Source organism: Kiloniella spongiae (assembly GCF_001026905.1).
Taxonomy (GTDB): Bacteria; Pseudomonadota; Alphaproteobacteria; order Kiloniellales; family Kiloniellaceae; genus Kiloniella; species Kiloniella spongiae.
Map to the genome: position 1 here is coordinate 1 of NZ_LAQL01000026.1, position 15945 is coordinate 15945.

A 15945-nucleotide genomic window follows, 5' to 3' on the forward strand; every position below is an offset into this window, starting at 1 on the left:
TAGGGGTCGCCATTCGGTTCAAAGCCGCTATCAAGCGGCTTTTTTGATTCTTGACCAAAGATTTCAACATACCAGTTAATATGAGTCACTTACTAAGATGGAGATGCTTGTATTTCTATGTTCAATGTAATTTTATCAGATATAAATGGCAGTCCTTTGGTAATACCAAAATCAGATCTGCTAATCTCTGTGTTCACACGATAGCGTTGCTGTTGTGGCAACATCCCTTTAATACTCACTAGTCTTGCTACCCATTTTATCTCTTTTGTAATTCCATGAAGAGTGAGTGGACCTGTGATAATAATGTCATTCTGCCTGCTCCATTCAAAGTTGTTGCTTCGAAAGCTTATAGTTGGGAACTCGGTAACATTAAGAAAGTCGTCACTTTTTATTCTTCTCTCAATGTAAGTGCTGTCATTATGGACAGAATCAGATAGCACCGTAATATTGATAAAATTCTGATTTCGATTATCCCGGTTTATGATCGCTTTCCCGTTAATGGTTCCAAAGTCACCCGTAATTTTTTTCAAGCCTAAAACCTTCAAACCAAAATCAATTTTTGTATTGGTACTATTAAAGATAAAATAGTTCTCAATTGCTCTTGCTTGCTCAGGAACTATGGCTGTGAACAGGAAGGCTAACAGGAAAAGCCAAGTACTTTGTTTCAATAATTGTAATTCTATAACAGCAATTACATACATAAAAACCTTTCCAGGGATTTTTTTACTGTTCCCTTGTACCTTTTATCGAAAAAATAATTCGAACCTCATCACCAACAACATTTGTCTTTAACCATTGGCCAGACCCAATGTTAAAATCAAGCCGCGATACAGAAACAACACCCGAAGCTAACAATTTATTCGAAATTATTTGTGCCTTAAAAGGCAGGGTAATTTTCTTTGTTACTCCATGTAGGTTCAACATCCCAATAGCTTGATAATCATCGCCCGACTTTATTATCTTTGATGTCTCGAAAATAGCCTTCGGGTATAAACCACTATCCAAAAAAGCTGCGGATTTAATCACCCGATCCCTATCGATAGATTGCGTTGAAAGAGAGTCTATCTCAACAAAAACGCGAATATAACTTGTTGCAAGATCATCGGGGTGAAAATTAATCGAAGCTTGATACTCTTCAAAAAGACCTTCGACATCACGCCCAGATTGAACGGCGACAAACCCGAGTTGACTTACATTACGATCAAGCTGCCACGACGGTGCAGAAAGAGCATCTGTTATAAAAGAAGACATGCTTATATGCACAAAGAAAAACAGGACAACCTGTTTAACAAAAGAACGCCTTAAAAACCTTAAATACAACATAGCAATCCAATAATGTAGCTTTAAGCAAAAACATCTGATGATATCTTATCTAGGAAGTAAGAAGGCAATTTATCAGAAAAAGCATCATCAAGCCTTTGTGAGGGGAAGTTATCAACTCAATGATATAGATAAATTAAGTAAGCTCTGTGTCTTTCAGGAAAAATTTCATGCAAATCAAACATCTTTTAACAATATCAATAACATTCTTTTTAATTTCGTGCGGCAGTCTTATTCCGTCAAATCACCAGAAAACACAAATTTCCGAATGGAGAGAAGGAGCCTACCAATTAGATCCAGATCATACCAGTTTGATTTTCTCTCTTAATCACCTTGGTTTTTCCGATTATTATGGAAGATTCAACACCATTGAAGCATCTTTGGATTTTGATCCTCAAAAACCCGAAGCAACAAAACTTTTCGCAAAGGTCGATACCCAAAGCCTCGATGTTAACAACGAAAGCTTTGAAACTGAACTGGGGGGAAGTAGTTGGTTTGATAGCAAGAGCTATCCTTTTGCCTATCTTGAAAGTACAGAGATTATTCCTGTGAGTGATACAGAAGCTGAAATGAGAGGAAGCTTGACCATTAAGGGTATTACAGCGCCAATTTCAATGGTCATAAAATTTAACGGTGGGGCTGTAAATTTTCTAACCGGCAAATACACTCTCGGTTTTTTTGCTACAGGTACAATAAAACGATCAAATTATAATATCGCTGATCTTGTTCCTGCAATTGGCGATGAAGTTACACTTCAAATTTCTGCAGAATTCTTGCGAGATAATCAATAGCTACAAATCTAGTTAAACAATCAAATAGTTCAACATCTTTCTCGGCTAAAACGATCTTAAACATATCATCAGTGATAATTCTGTTGGGTCACACACGAGTAAAAAACAGAATGCCATTTTTCAAACCAAGGGCATCAAATCGTCTCGTAAAAATATCCGATAACGCTAACTATGAGCCGTGTTTGGTAGATGATATTTCTTCAATATAGCTTTCTCGTATACTTGCAATTGTTCCATCTACTTGCATTTCCTCCAAAACGTCGACCAACTTTGGAACCAAATGTTTGTTTTTCTTATGCAGGTAATGAAATAAGGGATAGGTCTGGATTACATGGTAATAGACAGGCATTTTCATCTCTTTTTCGAAATCCTGTGCCAGCTTTATGCTCGTAAGACGAGCCAGAATAATAACGTCACACCTATTCAGGCCCAGATTATAAAAAAGATGTTCATTTGTGTTGCTGACATCGATTTTCATACCTTTGGTACCAGATTCTGCAAACTTAACACCGTTGCGAATGCAAACACGATATGGCACTAAACTCTTCCATTCTTGCAAAGATATATTTGGGTTTATCGTAATACCAACCCCTTCCATAATACCGATGGGGACAGGAAGCATAATCAGATTTTTGTATTTTAAATGAATATTTTTAATACGGTATAATTCGCCATCGACCCTTCCCGAATTTGCGACAGCTAACGACCTCGCTGCGGGTAAATCGGAAAATTTTACATTAATGTCTAAACGCTTATAGGCCTCGACCATCACACGCTTACTGATGGTTGCATAAGATGATTTTTCAATTCCGGTAAACACAAGTGGTTCTTGCGCGCTCGAGGAAAATGGCCAAAGAAAAAAGAGTATCGCGACAAGGCTATGAATCTCTTTTTTCATTCCCACACCTCACCTTAATTCGACGGATAAGTATATGAATATAACATATATTGCTGTTATCAGAAAACACAGATACTTTGCATCATGATCAAGGAAATTTTGATTCAGCTAAATTACCTCTCATAAAAAACACCGTGCTTAAAATAAAACACGGTGTTCGTTCTGTATATCTTTTAACTTAGTGAGGTCAGCGACAAGTTAGAAACGAGATCTCCTAAAACTTGGGCCTTTGCCAATACATTGGAATGGGTATCAATTGCGCAATACCAATCCGACACCTTACCGAATGCGCATAGTAAATTACTATTATCCGGGGTGAGGACAGCGACAACCTGTTCGCCTTGCTGCGTTGCCAATGGTAATACTTCACCAATATGGCCGCTTTCTATATTGTCTCGATAGAAAGACTGAATTAATTCAATATCTTGGGATGATAAACTATCACCAGAAACCAAAACTTTAGACATACTTTGCCTCTTTCCTCTATTACTACCTGTAATACGAAGAAGATAATGGCACGGGATTTATGACCAAAACCTTTACAAGAGGCAAAATCTGTTAAATTTATCCCTTACGACAGATCATTTATATGATGCTTCAGATGATCTTCGATGAAAGTCGCCATGAAGAAATAACTGTGATCATAACCTTCTTGCATTCTAAGTGTCAGTTTTTGACCCGATTTGTCACAAGCTTCTTGTAAAAGTTCTGGCTTTAACTGTTCCACAAGGAAGCTATCTGTACTCCCTTGATCTACAAGGAGCGTGGCACTTGATGTTGATTTTTTCACAAGCTCTGTCGCATCATATTCAGCCCACCGGGACTTATCTGCTCCCAAATAACCACTAAACGCTTTTTCACCCCACGGACAACTCATTGGCGCACATATCGGTGCAAAAGCAGAGCAGGTCTTAAAGAGATCCGGATTTTTCAGGTGAATGGTCAACGCACCATGACCACCCATGGAATGCCCAGTTATACCCTGTCGGTTCATATCTGCTGCGGGGAAGTTTTCCGATATAACATCCTGTAGTTCGCGGGTTATATAGCTATACATATTATAAGAGCCCGCCCAAGGTTCTTCTGTTGCATCAAGATAAAAACCTGCTGCAGATCCAAAGTCGTAACTATCATCTTCGCCAGGTATATTCTGATTTCTCGGCGATGTATCTGGTGCGACAAAAATAAGACCAAGTTCACTGGCAATACGTTGAGCACCCGCTTTCACTGTCACGTTATCTTCAGTACAGGTCAAACCAGACAGATAGGTAACAACAGGTACCTTGCTTCCATTCAATGCCGCTGGGGGTAAATAGATCGCAAAACGCATTGCCCCGTTACAAATCTTTGACGGATGGCTGTAGACACGTTGTAAACCACCAAACATCTTGTTTTCACTGATTAGGTCTAGGTCGGTAATGTTAAGCTCTGTCATTGAAAAGAAACCTGAATGTAGAAGAAAGGTGTATTAAAATAATAAAAGAAGAGGGGCCCTTTATTAAAAAAAGGCCCCTCAAGTGTGCATGTAAATTAATACAGCACGACAGATCTGATTGATTCGCCACTGTGCATTAGATCAAATGCAGAGTTGATATCGTCCAACGGCATTGTATGCGTGATCAAATCATCAATATTGATTTTGCCGTCCATGTACCAGTCAACAATCTGTGGCACATCTGTACGTCCACGGGCACCACCAAAAGCAGTCCCTTTCCATACACGCCCTGTAACAAGCTGGAACGGGCGTGTTGCGATTTCCTGCCCCGCACCAGCAACACCAACGATCACAGAAACGCCCCAGCCTTTGTGACAGCATTCAAGCGCCTGACGCATGGTGTTAACGTTACCAATACATTCAAAAGAATAATCCGCGCCACCGTTTGTCAGATCAACAAGAGCTTCGACAAGATCACCATCAATATCTTTAGGATTAACGAAATCAGTCATCCCAAACTTTTCACCTAACGCCTTGCGATCATCATTAAGATCAACACCGATGATCTTATTAGCGCCAACCATCCTTGCGCCTTGAATAACATTCAAGCCGATACCACCAAGGCCAAAGACAACGACGTTTGATCCGGGCTCAACTTTGGCTGTGTTAATAACAGCTCCGACACCAGTGGTAACACCGCAACCGATATAACAAACCTTATCAAAAGGCGCATCTTCACGGATTTTTGCCAAGGCGATTTCAGGAAGGACGCTGTAATTCGCAAAAGTTGAACAGCCCATGTAGTGATGCAGCATCTTCCCATCCATGGAAAAACGGCTTGTACCATCGGGCATCAGCCCCTGACCCTGCGTTGAGCGGATCGCCTGACAAAGATTGGTCTTTGGATTTAAACAATAATCACATTCACGACATTCCGGTGTATAGAGGGGAATAACATGATCACCCTTTTTCAATGATGTGACACCCGGTCCTACATCAACAACAACCCCGGCACCTTCGTGCCCTAAAATTGTTGGAAAAAGCCCTTCCGGATCAGCCCCGGAAAGTGTAAAATAATCGGTATGGCAAACACCAGTTGCTTTCATTTCAATGAGAACTTCTCCGTGACGAGGTCCTTCCAGTTGAACAGTTTCAATTGTCATGGGCTTGCCAGCACCCCAAGCGACCGCAGCACGAACATCCATAATCTATCACTCCCTGATGAATTCGGTAAATTAAACTCTTATCTCGGTTTATTCATTAACACGACTGCCATGGATGGCAATAAGGAATTAATCAATATAAAGTATGACGTCATACTCACAATTTTGTCATGTCATTTCCCGACAACATTTGTCGTTCAGATACTATATATAGAATTATGAATATGAGGTACTGATCTATAGGTATTTTAAACAAGGTATTGGTATGCGTCTCAGGAGCCCGTTAATGAATTTTATTATTTTTGCAGCAACATTCTACACACTGATATTGGTCGGAATGTATTTGCTGCAAACAAAGCTGGTTTACCCTGGGTCCGAAACGCGCGCAAAACCTGAACTCTATGGCGGGGCAGGGATACAGGAAATTACCCTGACAACATCAGATGGTATTGAATTAACTCATTGGTACCAAGCTGCCAAGAATCCGAGCTATCCTGTTATTGTTGCATTCCACGGTAACGCAGGACACACAGGGGATCGTCTGGAAAAGCTCTCATATTTGACAGAACTTGGATACGGCTTGTTTCAGGTCGAATATCGCGGGTATGCCGGCCATGCCGGTATACCGTCGGAACAAGCTTTCAAAAGCGACGGACTGGACGCGATGAATTGGCTGAAAGATCAAGGCTATACTGATGAGCAGCTTATAATGTACGGCGAATCATTAGGTACTGGCATGGCCGTTTGGCTTGCCTCTAAACATAATGTTAAAGCGGTTATACTAGAAGCACCCTATAGTTCAATTGCTGATGTAGCCCAGTCAAAATACTGGTTTTTACCCGCAAGATTTCTATTGAAAGACAAATGGAAATCCCATGAAGCAATCAAAGATGTTAAAGCGCCAGTCTTTATTTTTCACGGCGAAAAAGATGGTGTTATTCCTGTGCAGTTTTCCCGCAAGCTATTAAAGGCAATACCGGGCCAAAAGCAGGCTGCTTTTTTTGAAAAGGGCTTTCATATGGATCTTTATGAACATGGTGCAGAAAAAGACGTTACCGCTTTCCTGAACAAATATGTCATGCCAACGATGGAAAAAGTTGGCGCAGAATAAGTACTCACTAAGTAATTATTACAGAACAATACTTTACGCTTCTTTGCTCACAACATCATCAAACCGCGCAAAAAAATCATCCGCAAGCTTTTGCGCGGTTTTTGTTACCAGTTTGGAAGCCATTTCAGCAATTGTGCCCTGCATGTCTCCGCTGGCATGAAACTCTAAAAGAGTTTTATTATTTTCTTGCGAATACAGAGTGACATTTGCCCGTCCCTTGGCAAGACCTGCCAGCTTACCTTTACCTTCGGCTGTCATAACATAAGAGTTCGGGGCATTAACATCAGATAAGGAAATCAGACTTTCCAAGCGGGGTTTTATAAAGCCTAACTTAAAAGAAAAGACAGCTGTAAATTCTGTATCTGTATGGCGAATAGCTTCATCACACCGTGGAATAGCCTGTTTTAAAACCTGAGGATCATTCATTGCCGTCCACACCTTATCTCTTGGTGCGTTAATGATGTAGCGGCCAGTCATTTCCATTAATTTTTATCCCTGAAAATACTAATAAGAATATGTCAAAAAAAAGGGAAGCAATTAAACTCCCCTTTCTAGATGCTATTTCTGCACACCGTATACAAGGTCCGGCAAGAAAGTAGAGATGATAGGTACATAGGTAATCAATATCAGGAAGACCAGTAAAATCATCAACCATGGCAAGGCCGCCTTAACAACCTTGAGGATTGGCATTCCTGTTATGCCCGCCGTAACAAAAAGATTCAGCCCAACAGGTGGTGTAATCATACCGATTTCCATATTCACTACCATGATGATCCCGAGATGAATGGGATCGATCCCAAGCTGCATGGCAATAGGGAACAAGATAGGGGCCATAATCAACAAAATAGCTGATGGTTCCATAAAATTCCCGGCAACAAGTAAGAGAATGTTCACAACAATCAAGAACATCCAAGGCTCAAGGCCTGCTTCCAAAATAGCACTGGTTATGGTTTGCGGAATACGTTCTGTTGTCAGAACATGTGCAAACAACATCGCGTTGGCCACAATGAATAGCAACATGATCGTTACTTTGGACGCTTCCAGAATTGTTTTGCGAACATCTGCATCAAACACACTTTTGGGAATAGCGACCAAATAGTCACCCACACCAAGATCTGAAGCATCACGCCCTTTAAGCGGTCCCATATCGCGATAAACAAAAACTGCGATCACGAAGGCATAGACAGAAGCAACAGCTGCCGCTTCAGTAGGAGTAAATATACCTCCATAGATACCACCCATAATAATCACGATGAGCATCAATCCCCAAATCGCATCCCCAAAGGCAGCAAAGACTTCTGCTCCAGATGCTTTTGGAAGACGTGGGAGCTTCTTGACCCGCGCTGCCACATAAATACCAATCATCAACATTAAGCCAGCAATCAGCCCAGGAATAACACCCGCCATAAACATACGACCAACTGATACATCAGTTGCGGCAGCATAAACCACCATCACAATAGAGGGCGGGATCAAAATACCAAGGGTACCCGCGTTACAGATAACGCCCGCCGCGAACTCTTTCGAATAACCTGCCTTTTGCATACCTGCAATCACGATTGAACCGATAGCAACAACAGTAGCCGGAGAAGAACCAGAAACAGCAGCAAACAACATACAGGCCAAAACAGATGCCATTGCCATGCCACCTTGCAGATGCCCCACACAGTCCATCGCGAAACGTATCAATCGACGGGCAACACCCCCTGTTGAGAGAAAGGCGGATGAAAGGATAAAGAAAGGTATCGCCAACAAGGTATAGTGTTCCATCGTCTCAAAGAACTTGAGTGAAATGGAACCAAGGGAATCATTCGAAAAGAAAATGATCGTTGTCAGGCTTGCCAAGCCAAGCGAAAACGCAATCGGCGTTCCCACCAAAAGCAAGAGGAACAATAGCGTAAAGAGAACAAGAATAGCCATTATTTCTGTTCCTCACTCTTATCATCACCCATAAACTGCTCGATAGCATCCTTGCTTTCATCCCCAAGGATTGAGAAATCATCTTTTGCGGTGAGGATGTTCCAAAAAGCCTGGAGTAAACGGAAAATTACCAAGCCCATTCCAATGACAAGGATAGACAAAAATAACCATTTTTGAATTGGCATATCATGGGTTTCAATACCGATTTTTTTCAACTTACCCACATAGATCCAACCACCGTAAAACATGATACCGGCATAGATGATAGAGGCTATAACAGCCAAGAGGCCAAATAATCTTTGAACGGGTGTTTTGAACAGCTTAACAAAGGCGTCCACACCAATATGGATATGGGTCTTAACACCATATGAGATACCAAAAATAACAAGCCATGCGAATAGATAGGTCGTTAACTCCAACGCCCACAAAGCCCCGCTGTTAAAAACATACCGAGCTACGACTTGCGAAAAGGTAACCAAGACCATCGCTGCCATAAGTAGGGAGATGAAGCTTTCCTCAATTTGCGTAATGAATTTGCTCATGGGACTTTGCTTCCAGATAATAAAAGGGGCTTAACTGCTGCCAGTAAGCCCCTATATTTGAGAAATCAAACGATTTTCAGGTCAAACTTGGATTAGTTTGAAGCCAGGGCTGCATCGATCATATCCTGACCAATGTCACCTGTGAATTCTTCCCAGACAGGTGCCAGTTTTTTACGCCATTCAGCTTTCTGTTCTGCTGTTAGCGTGCGAACAACACCACCCGCATCAATAACTTTTTGCTTGTTGGCCTGGTTAATTTCAGCAGAGATTGAATTACGCTCCTGAGATACTTCAGCGAGAATACGCTCTAGATCGGCACGAATATCGGCAGGAAGACCATCCCAGAATTCTGATGATGTCACGATTAGATAATCAAGAATGCCGTGGTTACTCTCGGTAATGCCATCCTGAACTTCATAGAATTTTTTGGTATAGATGTTTGACCAGGTATTTTCCTGTCCATCAACAACCCCCTGCTGCAAGGCACCATAAACTTCACTAAACGCCATCTTTTGTGGGTTGGCACCAAGAGTTTTGAAGTTCGCAACCAGTACATCAGACGTTTGAACACGGAATTTCAAACCTTCAGCATCTTCAGGTTTAATCAGTGGTTTGTTTGCAGAAATTTGCTTCATACCATTATGCCAATAGCCAAGTGCACGAAGACCGCGATCTTCCATAGCACCAAGAAGTTCCAGACCTTTTTCACTGTTCTGGAAACGATCTACAGCCTGGATGTTATCAAACAGGAACGGTAGATCATAAATGCGATATTTTTTTGTATACTTCTCAAATTTTGAAAGTGAAGGTGCAGCCATCTGCAAATCACCGAGAAGCAGTGCTTCCAAGGCCTTGTCATCATTATAAAGAGTTGAGTTTGGATAAACCTGAACTTCTACTTTACCTGCCAATTCTTCATTAACACGTTTGGCAAAAAGCGCAGCAGCTTCCCCTTTTGGATGACCAGTCTCTTTTGTAACATGGCTAAGCTTGATAATGATAGGTTCAGCCTGAGCAGCAAAAGCTGATAAAGCAACACCGGCAGCTGCCATAAGCAGAGTAAGTTTACGCATGAGTATCCTCCCATAGGATAATTTTTATTTTTATAAACAGAAACTACAAAGAACTTTGTAGATAACGATCACTCATTACCAGTTAGTGTAACAGCAAAGCTCGTGCCAATTTAGAGTTTTTATAACCATTTGATATATATTAAAAATTTCAAAAACGTTCATAGCAGTTAGCAAAACCTCGCCGAAAGAGAAACCCAATATCGGCGAAAATCCGCCGAAATGCTATACTAAAATACTTTCAAGCCGTTACTCGTGATCACTTCTTTTAAGGTTATATTTTGCCATTTTCTCATTCAGTGTACGCCTTGGAATGGAAAGCTCTTCCATAACGGCAGATACGTTTCCTTTATGTCGATCCAAAGAAGCTAAAATTACATTTCGTTCAAACAACCGGACTTGCTCAACCAGGGGAAGTGATGTTTTAACTTGGCTTTCTTTGTCACTGTTTAAAATAATCGAGAGTTTTTCTTCTGGTGAACGCGTTGACAGGGCATAGCGTTCAGCAGCATTTCTTAATTCACGCACATTTCCTGGCCAGTTATGTGCCATAAGACTTGCGATCCCTTCAGGTCCTGGCATTTCGATCTCACGCCCAAAGGTTTCTGCCGCACGTTTTGCCAGAAGTCTGAATAGAATAGGTAAATCATCTTTGCGCGCGCGCAGGGGGGGGATTGCCATGACAAAGGTAGCTATACGGTAATAAAGATCTTCGCGTAATCTCCCAGCCGCAATTGCCTCTTCCACCGGTTCCTGCAAGGCAGCAATCAATCTGAATTGAACTGATTTGGCAACATTACCGCCCAAAGGCGTAACTTTGCGTTCTTCTAATGCTCTTAATAATTTTGCCTGTAAATCCATTGGCATGGAAGACAGCTCATCCAGAAATAAAGTGCCGCCATTTGCCGCTTCCAATTTGCCCACACGTCTGGATTGCGCCCCAGTAAATGCACCTTTTTCATGACCGAAAAATTCGCTCTCTGCCATTTGTTCGGGGATTGCGGCACAGTTAACGGCAACAAAATTTCCACCAGGATTTTCACCAAATTCATGTAAACAACTGGCAACAACTTCTTTACCACTACCAGTTTCCCCCTGAATGAGAATGGACGCACTTGTTGGTGCAATATCAATAATATCTCTTTTAAGCGCCCGCATAATGGGATTTGCACCAACCAGACGAGCATCCAAACCTTCGGCAGCAACAAGATCGCGTTTAAGCGCACGGTTATCCAAAACAAGAGCGCGTTTTTCTAATGCCCTTCTGACAATGTCCAGTAAATGTTCGGGTTCGAAAGGTTTTTCTATAAAATCATAGGCACCATTTCTCATTGCTTCGACAGCCATAGAAACATCCCCATGTCCGGTTACCAGCACCACAGGAATATTAGCGTCGATATTCTTAATCTCTCTTAATAGCGAAAGGCCATCCATTCCCGGCATCTTTACGTCAGAAATCACGATCCCCTGATAATGCCAATTCAAGTGTTCCAGCGCAGATCTCGCATCCTGAAAATCTTTTATTTCATTATGACCGGCTAATTCCAGCCACTGCTTTGTTGAAACCCTGATTGCTCTTTCATCATCAATAAGCATAACCGGGCCATCAATGACGGCGGGATCATTCTGCTCTTCTACCTGTACCATTTATTAGATCTACTTTTCTATATAACGAGGAAAAGACAGAACAAAACAAGCTCCGCCATCTGGATTATTAGACGCCTGTATTTCGCCTTTTAAGTCTTTTATAATGCCATAGGTAATCGATAGGCCAAGCCCCAGGCTTTCACTATTTGATTTCGTTGTAAAAAAAGGATCATAGAGTTCATTTAAAACATGTTTTTCCAAACCTGTTCCTGTATCGGATACAATCACACGAACCTGTGTATCTGTAACAGATGTATTGATTGTTATAATCTTCTCACCTTTGATCGTTTTCATGGCATCAACTGCATTCCGATACAGGTTTACAAAAACTTGCTCTAATCTGATTTCATCCCCGGATATCAGCATTGTTTTTGGTTCCGTACTCAACTCGACAAAAACAGATTGTGCCTTGAGAACCGGCTGCATCAAATGCCCAGCCTTATTTATGGCTTTCACAACATCAATTGGTCGCACCTTCAAAGAAGATTTACGTGCAAAATTTTTCAATTGAGCTGTAATCATTCCCATTTTTTCGGTTAAAGACGAAATTTCTGTCAAAGAGTTATTAAGTTCTTGGTCATCTTGATTTCTAAGATATGACACACAGTTTGAAACATAACTTTGAATAGCAGCGATTGGTTGGTTTATTTCATAGGCAATTGCAGCAGACATTTGCCCTAGTGCGGCTAGTTTCCCAGCCTGAACCAATCCGTCTTGTGCTGCCCTGAGCTCTTTTTCAGTTCGGCGCCGCTCTTCAATTTCTATCTCAAGTTGACGGTTCATTTCCTCCATTTTCTCAGCTTCCAGGGCCCGTCGGGTTGAAATTACTTTTTCACGTCTTTCTCTGATAAAAAGGGCTAGAACAAGCAAGGTCACAATAACGCCAATTCCAATGGCAACAATTGTTCGCTGGTTTTCTGTGATCGGGCTTATTGAAACAAGATAATGAATTTTCCAATTTGTATTTGCTATATCCTGTATCGTCTCAAGATATCTTTCGCCTTCAATTTTTGTTGAAAAATCACCCGCGACTTTAATTCTATCGGTGCGAAGGATATCAAATTTTGATTCCCCATATTGTTTATTTCGCTGAAGTTTTTGTAGCTGTTCGATTGGAATGGAACGCAAACTTTTGTAGAGCCAATCTTTTTGACTGGCTAAAAAGATCACACCATTTTCATCTGTAATGTAAACGTTCTCACCGCCATCATTCCATTGTTGCTGTAATGGCGTCAGATTTACTTTAACAACCGCGACGCCAATAATGCTGCCATCTTCATATACAGGATGAGACATAAAGAAACCGGGTATCCCCGATATCGTTCCAATCGCAAAGAAACGACCTTCGCTCCCCTCAATAGCGTCTTGAAAATAAGGACGAAACGAATAGTTATGCCCCACAAAACTGGTTTTATCCTGCCAGTTTGAAGAAGCTAACGTATTCCCCTTTTTGTCCATGATATAGAGAACATTAGCCTCTGCCTTATTATTCGTTTCCGCAAGAGATTTACTTACTTTGTTGGCAAAGTAAGGGTCATTTTGAAAAGTTGTCAGCAATTCTTTGACATCTTCGTTACCGGATAAAACAAAAGGGAGATAACGGTATTTATCCAACTCTCCTAGAAGCGTTGCCTCGTACAAGCTCAATCGTTCCCGAGAAGTCTCTCTTAATTCAAGAGCGGTGGATGCCCCAAGCCAATAGCTTGCCAACCAGATTGATAAGCTTCCGATAGCAATAACAAAGATCCAGCCCCACAAAACCTGCCTTGTAAATTGATAAGTAAACGAAAACATGGATCAGTATAGACTCTCAAGGAATTAGAGATTGTTCCACAGACAAGAAATAATCTCTCGATAGCTTTTATATACAGCTATCTTACTTGCCCTGATCAGTAAATTAAAAGCTCTGTATCTTGGCGTACAAGGCTAGCAGGAACTCTAAATAAACACGCGCGACACATCTTTAACATATTTATTTACCAGAATAGTTACACGATTTTATTGTCACCTACCTCTATAACCAAATGCTATCAATTAAATTTTATGGGTTGGTTATGATTAAAAGAAAGCAACAGTTTGCAATTATTGCGACAGCAACACTTCTACTCAGTGCCTGTAGTGGACTATCAAATACGCAGCAACGTGTTTTAAGTGGTGGTGCTATCGGCACAGGTGTCGGTGTTGTCGGAACTGCTGTTACCGGCGGCTGCGTAACTTGTGGCGCAGTCATTGGTGGCGCTGTGGGGGCAGGGGCAGGATACCTGGTCGACCAGCACGAAAAGGGTAATCTTCCCTAAAAAAACAAACTTTGAATTCTCTTCCCCAAAAAGAACGCTAATCCAATCCAACAAGGGCCCACTATGGGATGTTCCGGCGCTTCGCTATAAGCCACAAGCCAGTAATAACGTTGCTGGCTTGTTATATTCCTTCCGAGACACAAACAAGACCAGCCAAAGCCATCACCACATAAAAACAGGCACAGCGATAGGCCATATGGGACGCTAGGATTTTTTTGTTAATCAATTTTGATATGCCTTAAATAAGCATACTTCTTGGAAATAAACATACTTGCTGGAAAATCCAGAACATATATTGACCATCTGCTCAGGGTATGCGACAGCCTTTTCTAATAAGAAAAAACCTTTCGGGATATGTCTCAATGGCGCTGGCGACACACAACTTTTCAACTGATAATCACGGATGGGCAGAACTTCTCCCCAAAAGGAGCGTAACCAAATCCTTGATCGGTGATCATCGAGCTCCCTGGGTTGTTGTCGGTGCAGGAGTAACAGGTCTATCTGCTGCAAGGCGCCTGGCAGCACACAACCCTAATGATCAAATTATATTGCTTGATGCCAGAAAATTGGGGCAGGGCGCTTCCGGGCGAAATTCTGGTTATGCCGTTGCCATCAGCCAGTTTTCAGGCGTATTTGATAATGACCAGGAACAAAATTATCGTCGTGTTAATCGTATCAATACCCAAGGGCTAGATTTATTACGTCAACAAGTAAGCGATCTTGGTATCGATTGCCAGTGGCAAGAGGATGGCTTTTATCACACAGCAGCTGATGAAAAATCGTTACAGGAATATGATAACTTCAAAGACCATCTTCAGAGATTGGGATACGATCACACTCTCTTAAGTCAGGATGAATTAACAGAGCGCTTGGGAACGTCCCTTTATAAGTCGGGTGTTCACGTTCACAAAGGCGTTCTTTTACAACCAGCTGCTCTTGTCCATGGGCTTGGTGATAATTTACCTGCGAATATAACTCTCTATGAAAATAGCCCTGTCTTGAAAATACATCAAGGCGAACCGGTTATTCTTGAGCTTGAAAATGGTAAAATCACTGCGGATAAAGTTATTCTCGCGACAAACTACGAAGCCCCGAAACTTGGCTTCATAAAACGCTATATTATCGGAAGTACACTATCAGGCAGCTTTACGCGTCAATTGACAGTTGACGAATTATCCAGCCTGGGCGCCCTAAAGGAATGGGGTGTTCTCTCTCTCCATAGTGGCGGTGCGACCGTTCGATTGACTAAGGACAATCGCTTCTCCCTTCGCAACACAGCAGAATATCATGGTGCTGCTTTGATGTCTGATACACTCTTATCAAAACGTCGGGCAATTCATCGGGCTGCCTTTGAGAAACGCTTCCCACAACTTGCCCATGTCCCCTTTGAACTTTCCTGGTCAGGAGTAGAAGGCATTAGTCAAAACTTTACAAACTTCTTTGGGCAGCAAACGTCCAACATATACCTTGCTGGCGGTTATAACGGTTCAGGTGTGACCAGGGGAACGGCTTTTGGCGCTGCGCTAGCTGATTATGCCTGTAATGTATCCTCCAAACTGGTCGAGGACTGCCTTGCGTCTGCACCAGCCACATGGATTCCTCCGCGACCATTTCTGGACATTGGAGCTTTCTTCAAGGTGAAAATGCGCTTTATAGGTGTTGGTTTGGACCGATAATCTGGATTGATTATCCAACCGAAATTTTTGCTATTAATTCTAGCTTTAGATCGTATCAGTGTTAATAATGGTCAT

General features: G+C 41.8%; 16 protein-coding genes. 4 read left to right on the forward strand and 12 right to left on the reverse strand.

Features of this window, described 5'->3' with window-relative positions; genetic code table 11:
• Positions 1-92: 92 nt before the first annotated feature.
• Complete coding sequence (locus tag WH96_RS20390) at positions 93-701, reverse strand: YceI family protein (RefSeq protein WP_047766098.1); 609 nt, start codon at positions 699-701, stop codon at positions 93-95.
• Positions 702-723: 22 nt separating this feature from the next.
• Positions 724-1251, reverse strand: a complete 528-nt coding sequence (locus WH96_RS20395) for a YceI family protein (protein WP_047766111.1) — start codon at positions 1249-1251, stop codon at positions 724-726.
• A gap of 239 nt (positions 1252-1490) precedes the next feature.
• On the opposite strand from WH96_RS20395, the gene WH96_RS20400 reads away from it, so the two are divergent.
• Positions 1491-2111, forward strand: a complete 621-nt coding sequence (locus WH96_RS20400; RefSeq protein ID WP_047766099.1) for a YceI family protein — start codon at positions 1491-1493, stop codon at positions 2109-2111.
• A gap of 169 nt (positions 2112-2280) precedes the next feature.
• Here the strand turns inward: WH96_RS20400 and WH96_RS20405 are convergent, their stop codons facing one another.
• The 4 genes from WH96_RS20405 to WH96_RS20420 all read right to left on the reverse strand — a co-directional run bounded on the left by WH96_RS20405 (position 2281) and on the right by WH96_RS20420 (position 5649).
• Entirely contained in the window at positions 2281-3009 is a 729-nt protein-coding gene (locus WH96_RS20405; protein ID WP_047766100.1) for a type 2 periplasmic-binding domain-containing protein, read from the reverse strand.
• Positions 3010-3182: 173 nt separating this feature from the next.
• Positions 3183-3476 carry a hypothetical protein gene (locus WH96_RS20410; protein ID WP_047766101.1) on the reverse strand — a complete coding sequence of 98 codons (294 nt, stop codon included), beginning with the start codon at positions 3474-3476 and terminating at the stop codon, positions 3183-3185.
• Between the two features lie 104 nt (positions 3477-3580).
• Complete coding sequence (fghA, locus tag WH96_RS20415) at positions 3581-4444, reverse strand: S-formylglutathione hydrolase (RefSeq protein ID WP_047766102.1); 864 nt, start codon at positions 4442-4444, stop codon at positions 3581-3583.
• Between the two features lie 95 nt (positions 4445-4539).
• Positions 4540-5649 (reverse strand): S-(hydroxymethyl)glutathione dehydrogenase/class III alcohol dehydrogenase, encoded by a 1110-nt coding sequence (locus WH96_RS20420; RefSeq protein WP_047766103.1) that lies wholly within the window; start codon positions 5647-5649, stop codon positions 4540-4542.
• 244 nt (positions 5650-5893) lie between these two features.
• On the opposite strand from WH96_RS20420, the gene WH96_RS20425 reads away from it, so the two are divergent.
• Entirely contained in the window at positions 5894-6718 is an 825-nt protein-coding gene (locus tag WH96_RS20425) for an alpha/beta hydrolase (protein ID WP_053006190.1), read from the forward strand.
• Positions 6719-6751: 33 nt separating this feature from the next.
• On the opposite strand, the gene WH96_RS20430 is transcribed toward WH96_RS20425, so the two are convergent.
• The 6 genes from WH96_RS20430 to WH96_RS20455 all read right to left on the reverse strand — a co-directional run bounded on the left by WH96_RS20430 (position 6752) and on the right by WH96_RS20455 (position 13691).
• Positions 6752-7201 carry a CoxG family protein gene (locus WH96_RS20430; protein ID WP_047766104.1) on the reverse strand — a complete coding sequence of 150 codons (450 nt, stop codon included), beginning with the start codon at positions 7199-7201 and terminating at the stop codon, positions 6752-6754.
• 75 nt (positions 7202-7276) lie between these two features.
• Positions 7277-8638, reverse strand: coding sequence for a TRAP transporter large permease (locus tag WH96_RS20435; protein ID WP_047766105.1), 1362 nt, complete (start codon positions 8636-8638; stop codon positions 7277-7279).
• Positions 8638-9180, reverse strand: a complete 543-nt coding sequence (locus WH96_RS20440) for a TRAP transporter small permease (RefSeq protein ID WP_047766106.1) — start codon at positions 9178-9180, stop codon at positions 8638-8640. The genes WH96_RS20435 and WH96_RS20440 overlap by 1 nt, the downstream gene beginning before the upstream one ends.
• Positions 9181-9272: 92 nt before the next feature.
• Positions 9273-10253, reverse strand: a complete 981-nt coding sequence (locus WH96_RS20445; protein ID WP_047766107.1) for a TRAP transporter substrate-binding protein — start codon at positions 10251-10253, stop codon at positions 9273-9275.
• A gap of 246 nt (positions 10254-10499) precedes the next feature.
• Positions 10500-11897: a sigma-54-dependent transcriptional regulator gene (locus tag WH96_RS20450; protein WP_047766108.1), complete on the reverse strand. Its 1398-nt coding sequence runs from the start codon at positions 11895-11897 to the stop codon at positions 10500-10502.
• Between the two features lie 9 nt (positions 11898-11906).
• The gene (locus tag WH96_RS20455) at positions 11907-13691 is read right to left on the reverse strand and encodes a sensor histidine kinase (RefSeq protein WP_053006191.1); all 1785 of its coding nucleotides are present in this window, start codon (positions 13689-13691) and stop codon (positions 11907-11909) included.
• A 260-nt stretch (positions 13692-13951) separates the two neighbouring features.
• Between WH96_RS20455 and WH96_RS20460 the strand changes: the two genes are divergently transcribed.
• Entirely contained in the window at positions 13952-14194 is a 243-nt protein-coding gene (locus WH96_RS20460) for a hypothetical protein (protein ID WP_047766109.1), read from the forward strand.
• A 362-nt stretch (positions 14195-14556) separates the two neighbouring features.
• Complete coding sequence (locus tag WH96_RS20465; RefSeq protein ID WP_047766110.1) at positions 14557-15870, forward strand: NAD(P)/FAD-dependent oxidoreductase; 1314 nt, start codon at positions 14557-14559, stop codon at positions 15868-15870.
• Positions 15871-15945: the final 75 nt, after the last annotated feature.